The organism is Rathayibacter sp. Leaf185 (genome assembly GCF_001423885.1).
Lineage (GTDB): Bacteria > Actinomycetota > Actinomycetes > Actinomycetales > Microbacteriaceae > Rathayibacter.
Genome location: NZ_LMPP01000002.1, coordinates 872,429 through 889,374 on the forward strand (window position 1 = coordinate 872,429; position 16,946 = coordinate 889,374).

Sequence of the window (16,946 nt, forward strand, 5' to 3'; positions counted from 1 at the left end):
TTCGGGAGGGGATGTGCTGTCACGATACGGCACCGGGTGGAGGCGCCGACGCGGGTTTCGCGCTGAGCGGATAGGCCGTCGGGCAGGGGCCCCCGGGTCGGGCGGAGAGTGTCGGAGGTCTTCGTTAGCGTGGTCGCGTGACTGCTCCCGGATCTCCGATCGCCCCCTCCGCGCAGCCCCTCGCGGGCTCCGCGCCGGGGGTGCTCGACGCGTCGCAGCGCGCGGTGCTCGAGCTCCCGGAGGGGCGCAGCGCCGCGGTCCTCGGGGCGCCGGGGTCGGGGAAGACCACCACGATCGTCGAGCTCGTCGCCGAGAGGGTGCTCGAGCGCGGCTACGCACCGGAGTCGGTCGTGGTGCTCGCCGCCAGCCGCACCGCGGCGACGGCGCTGCGCGACGTGCTGGCGCTGAGGCTCGACGTGCCGACCAGGGGACCCCTGGCGCGGACCGCGACCTCCTTGGCGTTCGAGGCCGTGACGGCCTCCGCGAAGGAGCGGGGGACCGAGCGGCCGACCCTCCTCACCGGCGGCGAGCAGGACGCCCTGCTCTCCGAGCTGATCGAGGGGCACCTCGAGGACGGCACGGGTCCCCGGTGGCCCGATGAGTTCACCCCCGAGGTGCTCCGGCTCCGCACCTTCCGCACCGAGCTCCGCGAGTTCGGGATGCGGGCGACCGAGCACGGGCTCGACTCCACTTCTGTGCGCGCGCTCGCCGTCGATGCCGACCGCGGCGAGTGGTCGGCGGCCGCGGCGGTCCTCGACGAGCTCCGCGACGTCGTCGACTGGATGACGCCTGAGGCCGGCACCCGGCTCGACGCGGCCGAGTTCGCGGCGTTCGCGGCCGAGGCGATCCGCTCCGGCGGCGGAGGCGAGCGCATCACGGCGCTCCGCCTCGTGGTGGTGGACGACATGCAGGAGGCGAGCGAGTCGACCGTCGTGCTGCTGCGGGCGCTCGCCGAGCGCGGCGTGACGGTGATCGCCTTCGGCGACCCCGACGTGGCGACGAGCGCGTACCGCGGGGCCGCCTCCGACACCCTCGGCCGCTTCGCGAGCAGCATCGGCGTGCGCGACGCCGAGACGCTGGTGCTCGGCCGGGTGCACCGCCACACCGCGGCGCTGCGCTCGCTCGTCTCCGGAGCGACGCAGCGCATCGGCACCGCGGCGGCCGGTCGGCAGCGCGCTGCTGTGGCCGAGTCCGATCCCGAGGGTGCACCGGCGCCGGTCCTGGTGCTCCACGCACCGACGCCCGCGCGCGAGGCGGCGACGATCGCCAGGCTCCTGCGCGAGCGACGGCTGCGCGACGCCGTGCCGTGGCGGCGGATGGCGGTCGTCGTCCGCTCCGGCGCGGCGGTGCAGCCGCTCGTCAAGGCGCTCGCGGTCGCCGAGGTGCCCACGCGCTCGGTGCTGGCGGGCCGGGCCCTCCGCGACGACCACGCCGCGAGATCACTGCTGGTGCTCGTGGGCGTCGCGATCGGCGAGCGTCCGCTCGACGCCGAGCTGGCGGCGGAGCTGCTGCTCGGACCGTTCGGCGGGGTCGACCGGCTCGGTCTGCGGCGACTCCGGCTGGCTTTGCGCGCCGAGGAGCTCGCGGGCGACGGGATCCGCGCGAGCGATCCGCTCCTGGTCGAGGCGCTGTCGGCCCCCGGCCGCTTCGCCACCATCGACTCCGCGCCCGCGCGTCAGGCCGAGCGCCTCGCGGTCTCGATCGACAGGGTGCGGCGCCTGCACGACGAGGGGGGATCGATCGAGGAGCTGCTGTGGTCGGCCTGGGAGTCGAGCAGGGTGGCGTCGTCGTGGCGCGAGCTCTCGCTCGGCACGGGGCTGACCGCCGCCGAGGCGAACCGCAACCTCGACGGAGTCGTCGCCCTCTTCAGCGCCGCGCGGCGCTTCGTCGAGCGCGCCGCGGGCGACTCCGCTGCCGCCTTCGTCACCGAGGTCCTCGAGGCCGAGGTGCCGGAGGACTCGCTCGCACCCCGGTCCGTCGAGGACGCGGTGCTGATCGGCACACCGTCCTCGGTCGTCGGGCTCGAGTTCGACGTGGTCGTGATCGCGCGCCTCCAGGACGGCGTCTGGCCGAACCTCCGCCAGCGCGGCTCGCTCCTCGATCCCGACGGGCTGATCCGCGCCTCCCGCGGCGAGGGCGGCCTGCCGCTCGACGCCCGCAAGGCGACGCTCGACGACGAGCTGCGCATGTTCGCCCTCGCCGCCTCCCGCGCCCGGCGCCAGCTGGTGCTGAGCGCGGTCGCGGGGGAGGACGAGACGCCGTCCCTCTTCTTCCGTCTGACGCCTCCCGACGCGCCGCGGCTGGACGCCGCCTCGGCCGTGCCGCTGACGCTCCGGGGAGCCGTCGCTGGCCTGCGCCGCACCTCGACGACGCCGAACGCGGTGGACGCCCCCTCGGCGATCCGGGGGCTGCGCGCTCTGGCGCTCGCCGAGGTCGCCGGCGCCGATCCCTCCTCCTGGTACGGCGTGCTCGAGCCGTCCACGAGCGAGCCGCTGTTCGATCTCGACGACCCCGAGCGGCCCGTCTCCGTCTCCCCCAGTCGTCTCGAGGCCTTCGAGAAGTCGCCGCTCGACTGGTTCGTCGACGCGGTGTCGGGATCGACTACCAGCACCGCGATGGGCGTGGGCACCCTGGTGCACTGGGTTCTCGAGAACGCCGCGGTGCCCGACACCGAGGCGCTGTGGTCGGCGCTCGAGGCGCGCTGGCCCGAGCTGGTCTTCGAGTCGCCGTGGCTCGGGGAGCGGCAGAAGCGCCTCACCCGCCGCCTCGTCGAGGGGCTCGCGGACTACCTCGTCGACTTCGAGCGCGCGGGAGGCGAGGTCCTCGGCCGCGAGCAGCAGTTCGAGATCGAGGTGCCGCCGGCGCGGGTGCGCGGCTCGATCGACAGGGTCGAGCGCGACCGCGACGGAGCGGTGACGATCGTCGACCTCAAGACGGGGCGCAGCGTCCCTCGGCAGGCCGACATCGCCGAGCACGCGCAGCTCGGCAGCTACCAGCTGGCCGTCGCGAGCGGCGCGATCGAGGCGGCGGGGTCGGCGGCCGAGGGCGGAGCCAAGCTCCTCTTCGTCGCCAAGGGCGTCCGCGGCAGGACCTACCGCGAGGTCGAGCAGCCGCGCTTCGGCGAGGAGGAGCTCACCCGGCTGCGCGAGCGGGTCGTGGCCGCCGCGACCGGCATGGCGGCGGCCGAGTTCTCGGGACTGCTCGACGCGGTCCCCTTCTCGCCCGGAGACGCCCTGCGCTACCGGATCCACGCGGTGCCGGAGGTGTCGGGCGACGGTCTGCTGCGCGTGGACCGGCCCGAGGACGATCCCGCGGACGAGGATCCCGCCGAGGAGGAGGAGCAGCAGTGATCGACGCCCTGACCATCGCCGAGCGTCTCGACCTGCGCCCGCCGACCGCCGAGCAGCGCGCCGTCATCGAGGCGCCGCTCGAGCCGGCCCTCGTCGTGGCGGGAGCGGGCAGCGGCAAGACCGAGACGATGGCGAACCGGGTGCTGTGGCTCCTGGCCAACGGGCTGGCGGCTCCCTCCGACGTCCTCGGACTGACCTTCACCCGCAAGGCCGCCGCCGAGCTCGGCGAGCGCATCGGCCGCCGCATCGATCAGCTGGGTGCGGCGGGCCTGCTGCCGCTCGCGCCCGGGCAGTCGGAGCCCGACCCGTTCGAGGCCGCCACGGTCTCGACGTACAACGCCTTCGCCAACACGATCTTCCGCGACAACGCGGCTCTCATCGGCCGCGAGGGCGACGCGACGGTGCTCTCGGAGGCGTCGGCCTGGCACCTCGCCCGCGGCGTCGTCGCGGACACGGTCGACCCGCGGATCCTCGACGTCGAGGCGAGTCTCGACCGGCTGACCGACCTCGTCGTCTCGCTCGCCCACGACCTGGCCGACAACCTCGCCGACCCGGCCGAGGTCGCCGGCTTCGCCGAGGACTTCCTCCGGCTGGGCGAACTGCCCCGCGGCTCGAGCGGCAGCGGCATGTACCGCGAGCTCGAGCGCGCCCTCCAGGCGGTCGGGGCCCTGCCGATCCTGACGGCGCTCGCCGAGCGGTTCCAGGAGGCGAAGGCCGACCGCGGCTTCGTCGAGTTCTCGGATCAGGTCGCGCTCGCGCTCCGCATCACCGAGCGGGTGCCGCGGATCGTCGACGAGCACCGCGCCCGCTACCGTGTCGTCCTCCTCGACGAGTACCAGGACACCTCCGTGCTGCAGACCCGCCTGCTCGCCCGGCTCTTCGCCGAGCAGGGCGTGATGGCCGTCGGCGACCCGCACCAGTCGATCTACGGCTGGCGCGGTGCGAGCGCCGAGGGTCTCGGCCGCTTCGCCGTCGACTTCGGCTCGGCGCGCCGCTTCTCGCTCTCGACGAGCTGGCGCAACGGCCACGGGGTCCTCGCCGCCGCGAACGCGATCGTCGCGCCGCTCGCCTCCGGCAGCGCGGTGCCGGTCGACCGGCTCGCCGCGGGCCCCGGCGCGAGCGGGCATCCCGTCGAGCTGACCTTCCCCGAGACGATCGACGAGGAGGCCGACGACGTCGCCCGCTGGTTCGCCGGGCGGCTCGCCGAGACCCCCGAGCCCCCGTCGGCAGCGGCGCTCTTCCGGGTCCGCGCGCACATGGACCGCTTCGCGGCGGCCCTCTCGCGGCACGGCGTCCGCTACCACATCCTCGGGATCGGCGGCCTGCTGCGGCAGCCCGAGATCGCCGATCTGGTCGCCGCGCTGACGGTCGTCGAGGATCCGGCGGCCGGCAGCGAGCTCGTGCGCCTGCTCGCCGGAGCGCGGTGGCGCCTCGGCGTGCGCGACCTCAAGGCGCTGCGCGACCTCGCCTCGTGGCTCGCCTCGCGCGATCACGCCCACCGTCTGCTGCCCGAGGAGGTCCGCGAGCGGATGCGCGCCTCCGTCACCGAGGGCGAGGGCGGCTCCATCGTCGAGGCGCTCGACTTCATCGCCTCCAGGAGGCAGGGCGACGACGGCCGCCTCGACCACTCCGCCCTGAGTGCGTTCAGCGAGGAGGGGCTCCGGCGCCTGCACGAGGCGGGGAGCCTGTTCGCCCGCCTCCGCGCCCGTGCCGGGCTCGACCTGCTCGACTTCGTGACGCTCGTCGAGCAGGAGCTCGGCCTCGACATCGAGGTGGAGGCGAACGAGACCCGCGGCGACGGCCGCGCCAACCTCGAGGCGTTCCGCGAGGCCGCCGCCGGGTACCTGCAGACCGATGATCGCGGCGCGGGCACCGGCTCCTCCCTCCGCGGCTTCCTCCGCTGGCTCGTCCTCGCCGACAAGCGCGACGGCCTCGCCCCGCGTCCCGAGGACCCTGAGCCCGGCACCGTGCAGCTGCTCACGATCCACGGCTCCAAGGGTCTCGAATGGGATCTCGTCGCGGTGCCCCGGCTCGTCGACGGTGAGCTCCCCGGAACGCCGATCGAGGGCTTCCGCGGCTGGGTGCGGCTCGGTGCGATGCCGTACGCCTTCCGGGGCGACGCGTCCGAGCTGCCCGACCTCGCCTGGCGGGGCTGCGCGACGCAGAAGGAGGTCGTCGACGCGATGACCGACTTCGGCGACACCCTGCGCGAGCGCAACGAGTCGGAGGAGCGCCGCCTGGCCTATGTCGCGGTCACCCGCGCCCGGCACCATCTCCTGCTCAGCGGATCCTGGTGGGCCGGCCAATCGAAGCCCAGGGGGCCGGGGGTGTTCCTCCGCGACCTCGCCGAGGCCGAGACGATCCCCGAGCTGCCGTCCGAGCCGCAGAACCTCGAGAACCCGCTCGAGCAGGCGCCGCGGACGTTCCGCTGGCCGCACGATCCGCTGGGAGCCCGAGGCGACCGGGTCCGCGCCGCCGCCGAGCGGGTCCGGATCGCCGAGCCGGCCCTCCTCGGTGCGCGCGGGAACGACATCCGGCTCCTCCTCGCCGAGCGGGCGGTGCGCCTGGCCGGAGGCGAGCGCATCGCCCTCCCCACCCGCATCCCCGCCTCGCGGTTCAAGGACATCGTGAGCGCCCCCGCCGAGGTCACCGCTCAGCTGCGCCGCCCCATGCCCGAGCGGCCCTACCGGCAGACCCGGCTCGGCACGACCTTCCACTCCTGGGTCGAGAACCGCTTCGGGATCCAGGGCGGGGCCGAGGCCGTGGACACCTTCGCCGATGAGCTCGACGACGCCGGCGGGACGAGCGTCGAGCAGGAGAGGCTGTCCGCGCTGATCGAGACCTTCGAGCGCTCGGAGTGGGCCGACCGGAGGCCGGAGGCCGTCGAGATCGAGATCCACCTCCAGCTCGCCGGGCACGTGGTCGTCTGCAAGCTCGACGCGGTCTACCCGACCGCCGAGGGGCACCAGATCGTCGACTGGAAGACCGGCCGTGCGCCGAAGGACGCCGCCGACCTCGAGCTCAAGCAGTTCCAGCTCGCGCTCTACCGCCTGGCCTTCGCCCGCTGGCGGGGAGTGCCTCTCGAGAGCGTCGACGCCGTGTTCTTCTTCGTCGCCGACGACCTCGTGCTGCGCCCCGAGCGCTTCTACTCGGAGCGGGAGCTCGCGGAGTCGCTCTCCTCGGCGACGGGGGTGAGCCCGCGGCCGTGAGCGGAGGCGTCGGTGCGGGCGCCCGGCGTGCGGTTCAGCAGCTCCTCCACCTCCGACACCTCGAGCACCGGACCGGTGTCGGTCGAGAGCGGGGCGGAGAGATCGCCGAGCACGCTGTCGACGAGCGTGTCGAGCATCCCGACCGCGTCGTCGACGATCGTGGCGTCGCCGGTCTCGGTCCCGTGCAGCAGCCAGCGTGCGAGCTCGAGCTCGGCGTAGAGCTGGGCGCGCTGCCGGACCGTGCGGTCGACCGCGCCCGCGCGCATCCGCGCATAGGCCGAGAGCGCCGTGCCCGAGCCGGGTGCGCTCAGGAGCCAGTGCAGATCCCGGGCCGGGTCGCCGACCCGCAGCGCCGCCCAGCCGAGCACCGCCGTCACGACCTCGCCGGAGCGCAGGAACGAGTCCGAGGTCATCGAGCCGTTCACGACGGCCGGGTCGAACTGCCACAGCGACTCGTCCGACGACGCCGACTCCCAGCGGGCGACGAGGGCGGCGGGCACGTGCCCGGTGTCGGCCGCGCGCTCGATCACGGCGACCGTCTCGTTGACGGCGTCACGGGTGGAGGAGACGGGGAGTCCCGCCTCGTGGACGAACGAGGCCGGCAGCGAGTGGATCGCTCCGATCGCCCGCCCGACCGAGTCGGCGAGCCCGCTCGACGGGGCGACGTCGTCGATGAGGACGCGGTCGCCGTCGAGATACTCGTAGACCACGGCGCGGGTGCCGTCGAACGAGGTCTGGCCGACGCTCTCCTGCAGATCGAAGGGCAGGCGGCTCCGGATGCCGGCGGTCAGCGCACGCAGGGCGACCAGGTCGCCGAGCTGCTCCTGCTCGGCCAGCGCGGAGGTGGGAACCCTCACGACGAGCCGGGCGCCGTCGCGCGTGGTCAGCAGGGCGGAGTCGAAGTCGCCGTGCGTCGAGTGGGTGAACGGGCGCGCGGAGCGGACGTCGAGGCCCTCGACGGCCGAAGTGGCCAGCGCGGCTAGAGTGAGATGGGTTCTGGCCATGGGTTCTAGGTTAGGTCGCTCGGCGCCGTACCGGCCCGACCGCCACGCGCTGTCCCTGCACCGGTTGTCCCGCCCCAGGGGGCGCGCACAGAGCCACGCACTCCGACGACGCGCCCCCTGACGCCATTCCCAGGAAACGAGCCACGCATGCCTGTGCCCTTCGCCGACCGCCTCCCGCTCTCGCGACAGGCCGCCGATCGCGACTACCTGTCCCGCGCACGCCCCGCGCTCTACGACGAGCTCCTCGGAGACGAGGCGACCCGCGTGCTGCCGCTCTGGAAGGACAGGGCCCTGGTCGACGGCGACCGGCTCGTGCTCCGCAGCGCTCAGGACGTCACCGCGGGCACCCTCCGCGTCTACCTCGGCCGCACCACCGTCGACGCCGAGGGCGAGCCCGCCGGCACCCCGGTCATCGCGACGGTCCTCACCGACGCGGCCGCCATCGAGCTCGAGCCCGACGAGGACCGCTGGAGCGGGCTCCGCCCGGTCGCCGAGAAGCTCAGCGACCGCGACGCGGGACTCTTCACCGAGGCGCTCGCGATCGTCAACTGGCACGCCTCCCACGGCTACTCGCCCCGCAACGGCGACCCGACGGTCGTCGAGCAGGGCGGCTGGGTGCGCCGGTCACCGTCCGACGGCAGCCAGGTCTTCCCCCGGACCGACCCCGCGATCATCGTCTGCGTCCTCGACGGCGACGACCGCCTCCTGCTCGGCTCGAACGCGATGTGGGGCGCCGACCGCTTCTCGCTCCTCGCCGGTTTCGTCGAGCCGGGGGAGTCGCTCGAGGCGGCGGTCGTCCGCGAGATCTTCGAGGAGTCGGGCATGCGCGTCGTCGACCCGCAGTACCTCGGCTCGCAGCCCTGGCCGTTCCCCGCCTCCCTGATGGTCGGCTTCACCGCGCGCCTCGCCGACGACCAGGAGCCCGCCGCCCTGAAGCCCGACGGGGAGGAGATCGTCGATCTGCGCTGGTTCACCCGCCAGCAGCTGCACGACTCGCTCGAGTCCGTGCTCCTGCCCGGCCGCTCCTCCATCGCCCGCGCGATGATCGAGGACTGGTACGGGGGCGAGCTGGAGAACGGTCCGATCCTCGCGTGAGCCTGCTCGACGGGCTCGACGAGGGGCAGCGCGAGGCGGCGGAGGCGCTGCTCGGACCGGTCTGCGTGCTCGCGGGCGCCGGCACCGGCAAGACCCGGACCATCACGCACCGGATCGCGCACGGTGTCGCGACCGGCGTCTACACGCCGGGCCGGGTCATGGCCCTGACCTTCACCAGCCGCTCGGCCGCCGAGCTGCGCACCCGCCTGCGCGTGCTCGGTGCCGGAGGCGTCCAGGCCCGCACGTTCCACGCCGCGGCTCTCTCGCAGCTGAGCTACTTCTGGCCGCAGTTCGTCGGCGGCACGATGCCGCAGCTGCTCGACAACAAGGCGCGGATGCTCGGCCACGCGGCCGAGCGCCTCCGCCTCAAGCTCGACACCGCGACCCTGCGCGATCTCTCGGCCGAGATCGAGTGGCGGAAGGTCTCGGCGCTCTCGCTCGAGCAGTACGCGGTCGCGGCCCGCACCCGCGCACAGCCCGGTCGGCTGACTCTCGAGCAGACGATCGCGCTGGTCGACGAGTACGAGGGCCTCAAGGACCAGCGCCGGCAGATCGACTTCGAGGACGTCCTCCTCGTCACCGCGGGCATGCTCGAGTCGGAGCCGGCCATGGCGATGCAGGTGCGCGAGCAGTACCGCTTCTTCACGGTCGACGAGTACCAGGACGTCTCGCCGCTCCAGCAGCGGCTGCTCGAGCTGTGGCTCGGCGACCGCGGCGATCTCTGCGTGGTCGGCGACGCCAGCCAGACCATCTACTCGTTCGCGGGCGCGAAGGCCGACTACCTGCTCGACTTCGCCGCGCGCTGGCCCGCGGCCACCGTCGTGCGACTCGAGGAGAACTACCGCTCGGCGCCTCCGATCGTGCACACCGCGAACCGGCTGATGCGCGGGCGGCCCGGCGCGCTCGTCCTGCACTCCGTTCAGCCCGTCGAGGCTCCCGAGCCCGCCGTCGACGCCTACCCCGACGACATCGCGGAGGCGCGCGGGATCGCGGCGCGCGTCGCCGCGGACATCGAGGCGGGCATCCGACCCTCCGACATCGCCGTCCTGTTCCGCACCAACTCGCAGTCGGCCGTCATCGAGCACGCGCTCGGCGAGAGGGGGGTCAGCGCGCACATGCGCGGAGGCAAGCGCTTCTTCGATCTGCCCGAGGTGAAGCAGGCCGTGATGCAGCTGCGCGCGGCCTCGGTGTCGATCGCGGGCGAGCCGCTCTTCAAGTCGGTGAGCGACGTGCTCCGCTCGCTCGGCTGGAGCGCGGAGCCGCCCGCCGCCCCCGGGGCCGTCCGAGACCGCTGGGAGTCGCTCGACACCCTCTCCCGACTGGTCGACGAGGCCCCGTCCGACTGGACCTTCAAGCAGTTCACCGACGATCTCCTCGCGCGCCAGCAGGGGCACCACGAGCCCGACCGTGCGGCGGTGACCCTCGCGACGTTCCACTCGGCGAAGGGACTCGAGTGGGACTCGGTGCACCTGATGGGCCTCGCCGAGGGCCTCGTCCCGATCTCGTACGCGAACGGTCTCGAGGCTGTCGACGAGGAGCGCCGGCTGCTCTACGTCGGGATCACCCGCGCCAGGCGCCGGCTCCGGCTGTCCTGGTCGGGCTCGACGGTCGGGCGGGTCACACGGAGGGAGCCGTCGCGGTTCCTCGCCGAGATCGGCCAGCGGCCGACGGCGGCGCGGGAGCCGGGAGGGCCCGGCACGCGCAGTCGCGGTGCGGCTCCAGCGGGCGCTCGCTGAAGGTCCCGGAGGCGTCCGAGTAGGTCCGCACGGAGCCGCTCAGCCCGGTCCACCCGGCGAGCACCCGGCGCAGCGCCGCGTCGGCGGCGGTGACGGCCATCGCGGCGCTCGCCAGCGGAGTGCGGGTCGGAGCGGTGCGCCCGAGCACCTGGATGATCAGTCGCGGCCAGTCGGGATCGAGGTCGATCCGGTCGCGGTCGGCGCAGTGCAGGCAGGGACCGCGCCCCGGCTCGACGAGCGGACCCAGGCGAACCGACTCGTCGCCGAAGACGACCGGGAGGTGCGGCACGTCGGCCGCGAGCCAGTGCGCCGCGCGCGCCGGGGCGACCGCGAAGTCGACGACCAGCACCGCCAGATCGGGCATCGCCTCGTCGGCGACCAGCTCGCAGCCCTCGCCCCGGAGGATCGTGCGGAGCGCGTCGGCCGCGGCGCCCAGGCCCTCGACGACGATCCGCGGCGGCGCGGGGGAAGCCTGGTCGACACTCCGCAGCAGCACCGGCCGCAGCGCCGCGAGCACGTGCTCGACCCGCTCCTCGGAGGCGCCGGCACGCGTCGCGATCAGCCGCGCCGTGCCCGCACTCGTGCCGAGGCGGAGGGCGTGCAGCAGCAGCTCCTCCGGGTAGCCGATGCCATCGATGACCACGCGCGGGTGATCGAGGCCGACCTGCATCGCCGTCGCCGAGCGCCAGAGGAGGGGTAAGCGGGGATCGAGCCGGAGGACCATCGGGCGATCATGGCCGACCCGCTCGATCCGCCGCTCGAGTTCTCCACAGCCCTCGTGGCCCGGAGCGCGGACCTCAGACCGGGCGGTCGCCGGTCGGTCCCTGGTCGCCCTCGCCGTCGGCGGGCGGCGTCGTCCCGTTCAGCAGCTCCTCGAGCGCGATGTCCATCTCGTCGGGCTCCGGAGTCTCGCCGCGGGCCTCCGCCGTCAGGCGCGCGACCAGCGCGGCCGGGTCGTCGAGATCGTCCGACCCCGGCAGCAGGTCGGGGTGCGACCACAGCGCATCGCGCGCCTCGGGGCCGACCGCGTCGGTGACCGCCTGCCACATCGCGGCGGCCTCGCGGAGGCGTCGCGGCCGCAGCTCGAGCCCCACGAGTGTCGCGAACGCCGACTCGGCGGGGCCTCCCGCGGCGCGGCGCCGGCGCACCGTCTCGGCGATCGCGCCCGCACTCGGCAGGCGGGTGGTCGCTGCGAGGGTCACGACGTCTACCCAGCCCTCGATCAGGGCGAGCACGGTCTCGAGGCGTCCGTGCGCCGCGAGCTGCTCCTCGGTCTTCGGGGGGATCAGCGCGCCACTGGTCATCGCGTCGCGCAGCTCCTCCGGGTTCGAGGGGTCGAAGTTCTCGGCGAGCTCCTCGAGGCGGGTCGTGTCGATGGTGATCCCGCGGGCGAAGTCGGTGATCTGCGAGATGAGGGCGAGACGGAGCCACTTGCCGTGCCGGAACAGGCGGGCGTGCGCGAGCTCGCGGACCGCGAGGTAGATCTGCACCTGGTCGACGGGGATGTCGAGGCCCTCGCCGAAGGCCGCGACGTTCTGCGGCAGGATCGCGGCGTCGTTCTCCTCGAGCAGCGGGATGCCGATGTCGCCTCCCGAGACGACCTCGGCCGCGAGCTGCCCCACGACCTGGCCGAGCTGGAGGGCGAACAGCGTGCCGCCGATTCCGCGCATCATGTTCTCGGCGCCGGCGATCATCGCCTGCATCTCCTCCGGGGCCTGGTCGCGCATCACTCCGGTCAGGGCGTCGGAGATGCTCAGGGCGACCGGCTCGGCGAGCTGCGTCCAGACCGGCATCGTCTGCGCGATCCACTCGAGGCGGCTGAGCGAGCGCGGCGGGCGGCTCAGCTCCGAGACGTACGCGACCTCGTCGAGCCACAGGGCCGCGACTCCGAAGGCGCCGTCGAGCGGAGCCCGGACGGCGTCGGTGACGGGCGCCGAGTCGGCGCGGGCGATCTGCTTGGCCTGCTCGAGCGCGAGCGACCAGTTGATGCCTCCGTCGCCGCTCTGCTGCATCGCGCTCTGCAGCTGCGAGAGCAGGTTCTGCAGGGCGACCGGGTCATTGGGCAGCCCCGCCGCCCCGGCGAGCTGAGAGGGATCGATCGGACCGTTCCCGGAGAGGAACTGCCGCAGCATCTCGCGGAACTCGTCCTCCGAGCCGCCTCCGGTCCGGTCCGCGCTGTCGCCTTCGGCCATGGGGATCAGCCCTTCCGTCGTTCGGGTCGAACGGCCCGTGGCGGGCCTGGACGGTGGGTCGGGCCTCGGTGGTGACACGACTCCCAGTCGTGCAAGCTACGTTAGCCCGAGCGTCCGGGGCGACGGCGTGCAGGACGACCGTCCCCGCCCGAACCTCTTCCGCCCGCCGCGAACATCCCGGCGGAGCCGCTCCGCCCCCGCCCTCAGGAAGGCCACCGTGTCGCTCTTCTCCGACGACCCGCGCTCCGGTGCCCCGCGCGGTCGCCGCGCCTGGGTCGGCCCGGCCGTCCTCTTCTCCGGAGTCGGCCTGGTCGTCGCTCTCGGCATCGCCCCGGCGCCCTACGTGATCGAGCAGCCGGGTCCCGTCTTCGACACCCTCGGCACGAGCGGCGACGATGTGCCGCTCATCTCGATCCCCGACGAGACCGTCTACCCCACGACCGGCACTCTCGACATGCTCACGGTCTCCGTCGTCGGCAACCCCGACAGCCTCCCCAACTGGGTCGAGGTCGCGGGCGCCTGGTTCGACCGCACCAAGGCCGTCGTGCCGGTCGAGCAGATCTTCCCCGCCGCCACCACCGTCGAGGAGCGCGACCAGGCCAACCAGGCCGAGATGACCGACTCGCAGCAGGAGGCGATCGCCGCCGCGCTGACCGAGCTGGGCTATCCCGTGACCCAGCGCGTCTCGGTCGCGCAGATCCCCGACGACTCGCCGTCGACGGGCGTGCTCGAGGCGGGCGACGAGGTCCTCGCCGTCGAGGGGACGTCCGTCGCCGATGTCGCGGCGCTGCGCGAGGCCGTTCAGGCCGCAGGCACCTCCGGCCCTGTGACACTGACGATCGAGCGCGACGGCGCGCAGCAGGACGTGCGGATCACCCCCGTCGACAACGACGGAACGGCGGTCATCGGCATCGTCGCCGGGGCGGTCTTCGACTTCCCCTTCGACGTCGACATCCAGCTCGACGACGTCGGCGGTCCGAGTGCCGGCATGATGTTCGCGCTCGGGATCATCGACAAGCTCACCGAGGGGTCCCTCAACGGAGGCGAGCAGGTCGCCGGGACGGGCACCATCGACGCCGCGGGCGAGGTCGGCCCGATCGGCGGCATCCGCCAGAAGATGTACGGGGCGGTCGGAGCCGGCGCCACGCACTTCCTCGCGCCGAGCCGGAACTGCGGCGAGGTGGTCGGGCACGTGCCGGACGGGCTCGAGGTCCTGAGCGTGTCGACCCTCGACGAGGCGCTCGCCGCGCTCCAGGGCATCGCCGCCGACGACACCGCGGGCCTGCCGACCTGCGACGGCGCGACTCCGGTCGGCTGACCCGGACGGGGGCGACGCTCAGGTGGGCGGCACGGCCGTCGCCTACCATGGGGAGCCTCCCCTCACATCTCGACAGCAAGAGGCCCATCAGTGAGTTCCACAGCAACCGAAACGCCGCCGCGGAAGAGACGGAGCGTTCTCGCCGTCACGGTCGTGGTGGTCGCCGTTCTGGTGGTGGCGTTCTTCGTCTTCGCCGGTCTCTACACCGACATCCTCTGGTACGACCAGCTCGGGTTCCTGTCGGTGCTGACCACTCAGTGGGCGGCGGCGGGTGGTCTCTTCGCCCTCGGCTTCATCGCGATGGCGGTGCCGGTCTTCATCAGTCTGACGCTCGCCTACCGCCTCCGGCCGGTCTACGCGAAGCTCAATTCGCAGATCGACCGCTACCAGCAGGTCGTCGAGCCGCTGCGTCGCCTGGCCACCTTCGGGATCCCCGCGGTGCTCGGCCTCTTCGCCGGCGTCTCGTCCGCCACCCGCTGGCAGACGAGCCTGACCTACTGGAACCGCACGCCCTCCGGCGTCACGGACCCGCAGTTCGGCCTCGACACGTCCTTCTACCTCTTCGAGCTGCCCTTCTACCAGAGCATCGTCGGCTTCGCCTCGGCCGTCCTGCTCATCGCCGGCCTCGCCGCCCTGGCCACCGGGTACCTCTACGGAGCGATCCGCGTGAACGGCCGCGAGGTGCGGATCTCGAAGTCCTCGCGCATCCAGCTCGCGATCATCGCCGCCCTCTACCTCCTCGTGCAGGCCGTCAGCCTCTGGCTCGACCAGTACGCGACGCTCACCGACCAGGGCGCTCGCATCACCGGCGCGACGTACTCGACGGTCAACGCGGTCATCCCCGGCCTGCAGATCCTCGCGGGTGTCGCGGCCCTGGTCGCCGTCCTCTTCGTCGTCACGGCGTTCATCGGCCGCTGGCGCCTGCCCGTCATCGGCACGGCGCTCCTCATCGTCTCGAGCCTGCTCGTCGGCTCCCTCTACCCGTGGGTCGTGCAGACGTTCCAGGTCGTTCCCAACGAGCGCACGCTCGAGGAGCAGTACATCCAGCGCAACATCGACATGACCCGTCAGGCCTACGGAGTCGACGACGTCCAGGTCATCCCGTACGACGCGACCACCGACGCCGAGCCGGGCGCCCTGCGCACCGACGCCGAGACCACGGCCAACATCCGCATCCTCGACCCCGCCGTGGTCACCGACGCGTTCTCGCAGCTGCAGCAGTTCCGCCAGTACTACTCGTTCGGCGACCAGCAGAACGCGCTCGACGTCGACCGCTACTCGATCGACGGATCGACGCAGGACGCGGTGGTCGGCGTGCGCGAGCTGAACCTCGCGGGCCTCGGCACCAACCAGACCTGGTACAACCAGACCCTCGTGTACACCCACGGCTACGGGTTGGTCGCCGCCTACGGCAATCAGCGCTCGGCCGACGGCGAGCCGGTCTTCATCGAGTCGGGCGTCCCGACGGTCGGCGACCTCGGCGACTACGAGCCGCGGATCTACTTCGGCGAGAACTCGCCCGCGTACTCGATCGTCGGCGGAGACGACGACCGCAACATCGAGCTCGACTACCCCTCGGGGACCGAGGGTGAGCAGCAGACCTACACGACCTTCGACGGCGACGGCGGGCCCTCGCTCGACAACGTCTTCAAGAAGCTCGTCTACGCGATCAAGTTCCAGTCCGAGCAGATCTTCCTGTCGGACGGTGTGAACGACCAGTCGCAGATCCTCTACGACCGCAACCCGGTCGACCGTGTGCAGAAAGTCGCCCCCTATCTGACCCTCGACTCCGACGCCTACCCGACCGTCGTCGACGGCCGAGTGGTCTGGGTCGTCGACGGATACACGACCTCGGCCGACTACCCGTACTCGGAGGTGCAGAGCCTCTCGCAGGCGATCGCCGACACCAACACGCAGCAGCAGTTCCCGACCGACGACGTCAACTACATCCGCAACAGCGTCAAGGCCACGGTCGACGCCTACGACGGCAAGGTGACGCTCTACGCCTGGGACACCGAGGACCCGGTGCTGCAGACGTGGCAGAAGATCTTCCCGAGCACCGTCGAGCCGATCAGCGACATGTCGGCCGATCTGCTCAGCCACGTCCGCTACCCCGAGGACCTCTTCAAGGTGCAGCGCGCCGTGCTGGGCACCTACCACGTGACCGACGCGGGATCGTTCTACTCCCGCGAGGCCGCGTGGTCGACTCCCGACGACCCGACGAGCGGCAACTCGACGACGACCGCGACCGGTGTGGGCGGAGACTCGCTGCAGCCTCCGTACTACCTGACGCTGCAGACCCCCGATGTCGAGGCCCCGTCGTACTCGCTGTACTCGACGTACATCCCGGCGAGCACCCCCGGTAGCGCCGCGAGCCGCAACGTGCTGACGGGCTACCTCGTCGCCGACTCCGACGCGGGCTCCACCCAGGGCTCGGTCGCCGACGGCTACGGCACGCTGAGACTGCTGGAGCTGCCGAGCGACGACACGGTCCCCGGCCCCGGCCAGGTGCAGAACGCGTTCAACACCGACCCGACGGTCGCCAACCAGCTGGCTCTGCTCCAGCGCGGCGACACGACGGTCACGCGCGGCAACCTGCTCACCCTCCCGGTGGGCGGCGGGCTCCTCTACGTGCAGCCGATCTACGTCAGCTCCAACGGCAACACGAGCTTCCCGCTGCTGCAGAAGGTGCTCGTCGCGTTCGGTGACGACATCGCCTTCGAGGACACCCTCGACGCGGCACTGGACAGCCTGTTCGGCGGCGACTCCGGAGCCGATGCGGGCGACACCGGCACACCGGTCGACCCGAGCACCGACCCCGCCGTCGACCCGGGCACGGGCACCGACCCGGGTACCGGTACCGACCCGGGTACCGGGACGACCGACCAGACGGAGCTGCAGGCCGCGCTCAGCGACGCGAGCGCCGCCCTGGCCGAGCGTCAGGCCGCTCTCACCGCCGGTGATCTGACCGCGTTCGCGGCCGCCGACGAGAAGCTGACGGAGGCGCTGCAGCGCGCTCTCACGGCAGAGGGAGCGCAGTAG

9 protein-coding genes are annotated in these 16,946 nt (G+C 73.0%); 6 read left to right on the forward strand and 3 right to left on the reverse strand.

Features of this window, described 5'->3' with window-relative positions; all coding sequences use genetic code 11:
• Positions 1-137: 137 nt before the first annotated feature.
• Positions 138-3,350 (forward strand): ATP-dependent DNA helicase, encoded by a 3,213-nt coding sequence (locus ASG06_RS11370; protein ID WP_231727683.1) that lies wholly within the window; start codon positions 138-140, stop codon positions 3,348-3,350.
• Positions 3,347-6,559 (forward strand): ATP-dependent DNA helicase, encoded by a 3,213-nt coding sequence (locus tag ASG06_RS11375; RefSeq protein WP_056042084.1) that lies wholly within the window; start codon positions 3,347-3,349, stop codon positions 6,557-6,559. The genes ASG06_RS11370 and ASG06_RS11375 overlap by 4 nt, the downstream gene beginning before the upstream one ends.
• Here ASG06_RS11375 and ASG06_RS11380 read toward each other — a convergent pair.
• The gene (locus tag ASG06_RS11380; protein ID WP_056042086.1) at positions 6,496-7,563 is read right to left on the reverse strand and encodes a phosphotransferase; all 1,068 of its coding nucleotides are present in this window, start codon (positions 7,561-7,563) and stop codon (positions 6,496-6,498) included. The genes ASG06_RS11375 and ASG06_RS11380 overlap by 64 nt on opposite strands.
• Before the next feature lie 147 nt (positions 7,564-7,710).
• Here ASG06_RS11380 and nudC point away from each other — a divergent pair, with 147 nt between their 5' ends.
• Both nudC and ASG06_RS11390 read left to right on the forward strand, forming a co-directional pair.
• On the forward strand, positions 7,711-8,658 hold the full coding sequence (gene nudC, locus ASG06_RS11385; RefSeq protein ID WP_056042088.1) for an NAD(+) diphosphatase: 948 nt from the start codon (positions 7,711-7,713) through the stop codon (positions 8,656-8,658).
• On the forward strand, positions 8,655-10,394 hold the full coding sequence (locus tag ASG06_RS11390; RefSeq protein ID WP_082499146.1) for an ATP-dependent helicase: 1,740 nt from the start codon (positions 8,655-8,657) through the stop codon (positions 10,392-10,394). Before nudC ends, ASG06_RS11390 begins: the two co-directional genes overlap by 4 nt.
• On the opposite strand, the gene ASG06_RS19555 is transcribed toward ASG06_RS11390, so the two are convergent.
• Positions 10,276-11,118: a TOMM precursor leader peptide-binding protein gene (locus ASG06_RS19555; protein WP_082499147.1), complete on the reverse strand. Its 843-nt coding sequence runs from the start codon at positions 11,116-11,118 to the stop codon at positions 10,276-10,278. The two genes, ASG06_RS11390 and ASG06_RS19555, sit on opposite strands and share 119 nt — an antisense overlap.
• A gap of 73 nt (positions 11,119-11,191) precedes the next feature.
• On the reverse strand, positions 11,192-12,586 hold the full coding sequence (locus tag ASG06_RS11395; RefSeq protein ID WP_056042090.1) for a zinc-dependent metalloprotease: 1,395 nt from the start codon (positions 12,584-12,586) through the stop codon (positions 11,192-11,194).
• 217 nt (positions 12,587-12,803) lie between these two features.
• Here ASG06_RS11395 and ASG06_RS11400 point away from each other — a divergent pair, with 217 nt between their 5' ends.
• Positions 12,804-13,904 (forward strand): YlbL family protein, encoded by a 1,101-nt coding sequence (locus ASG06_RS11400; RefSeq protein ID WP_056042091.1) that lies wholly within the window; start codon positions 12,804-12,806, stop codon positions 13,902-13,904.
• Positions 13,905-13,994: 90 nt separating this feature from the next.
• Entirely contained in the window at positions 13,995-16,946 is a 2,952-nt protein-coding gene (locus ASG06_RS11405) for a UPF0182 family membrane protein (protein ID WP_197409406.1), read from the forward strand.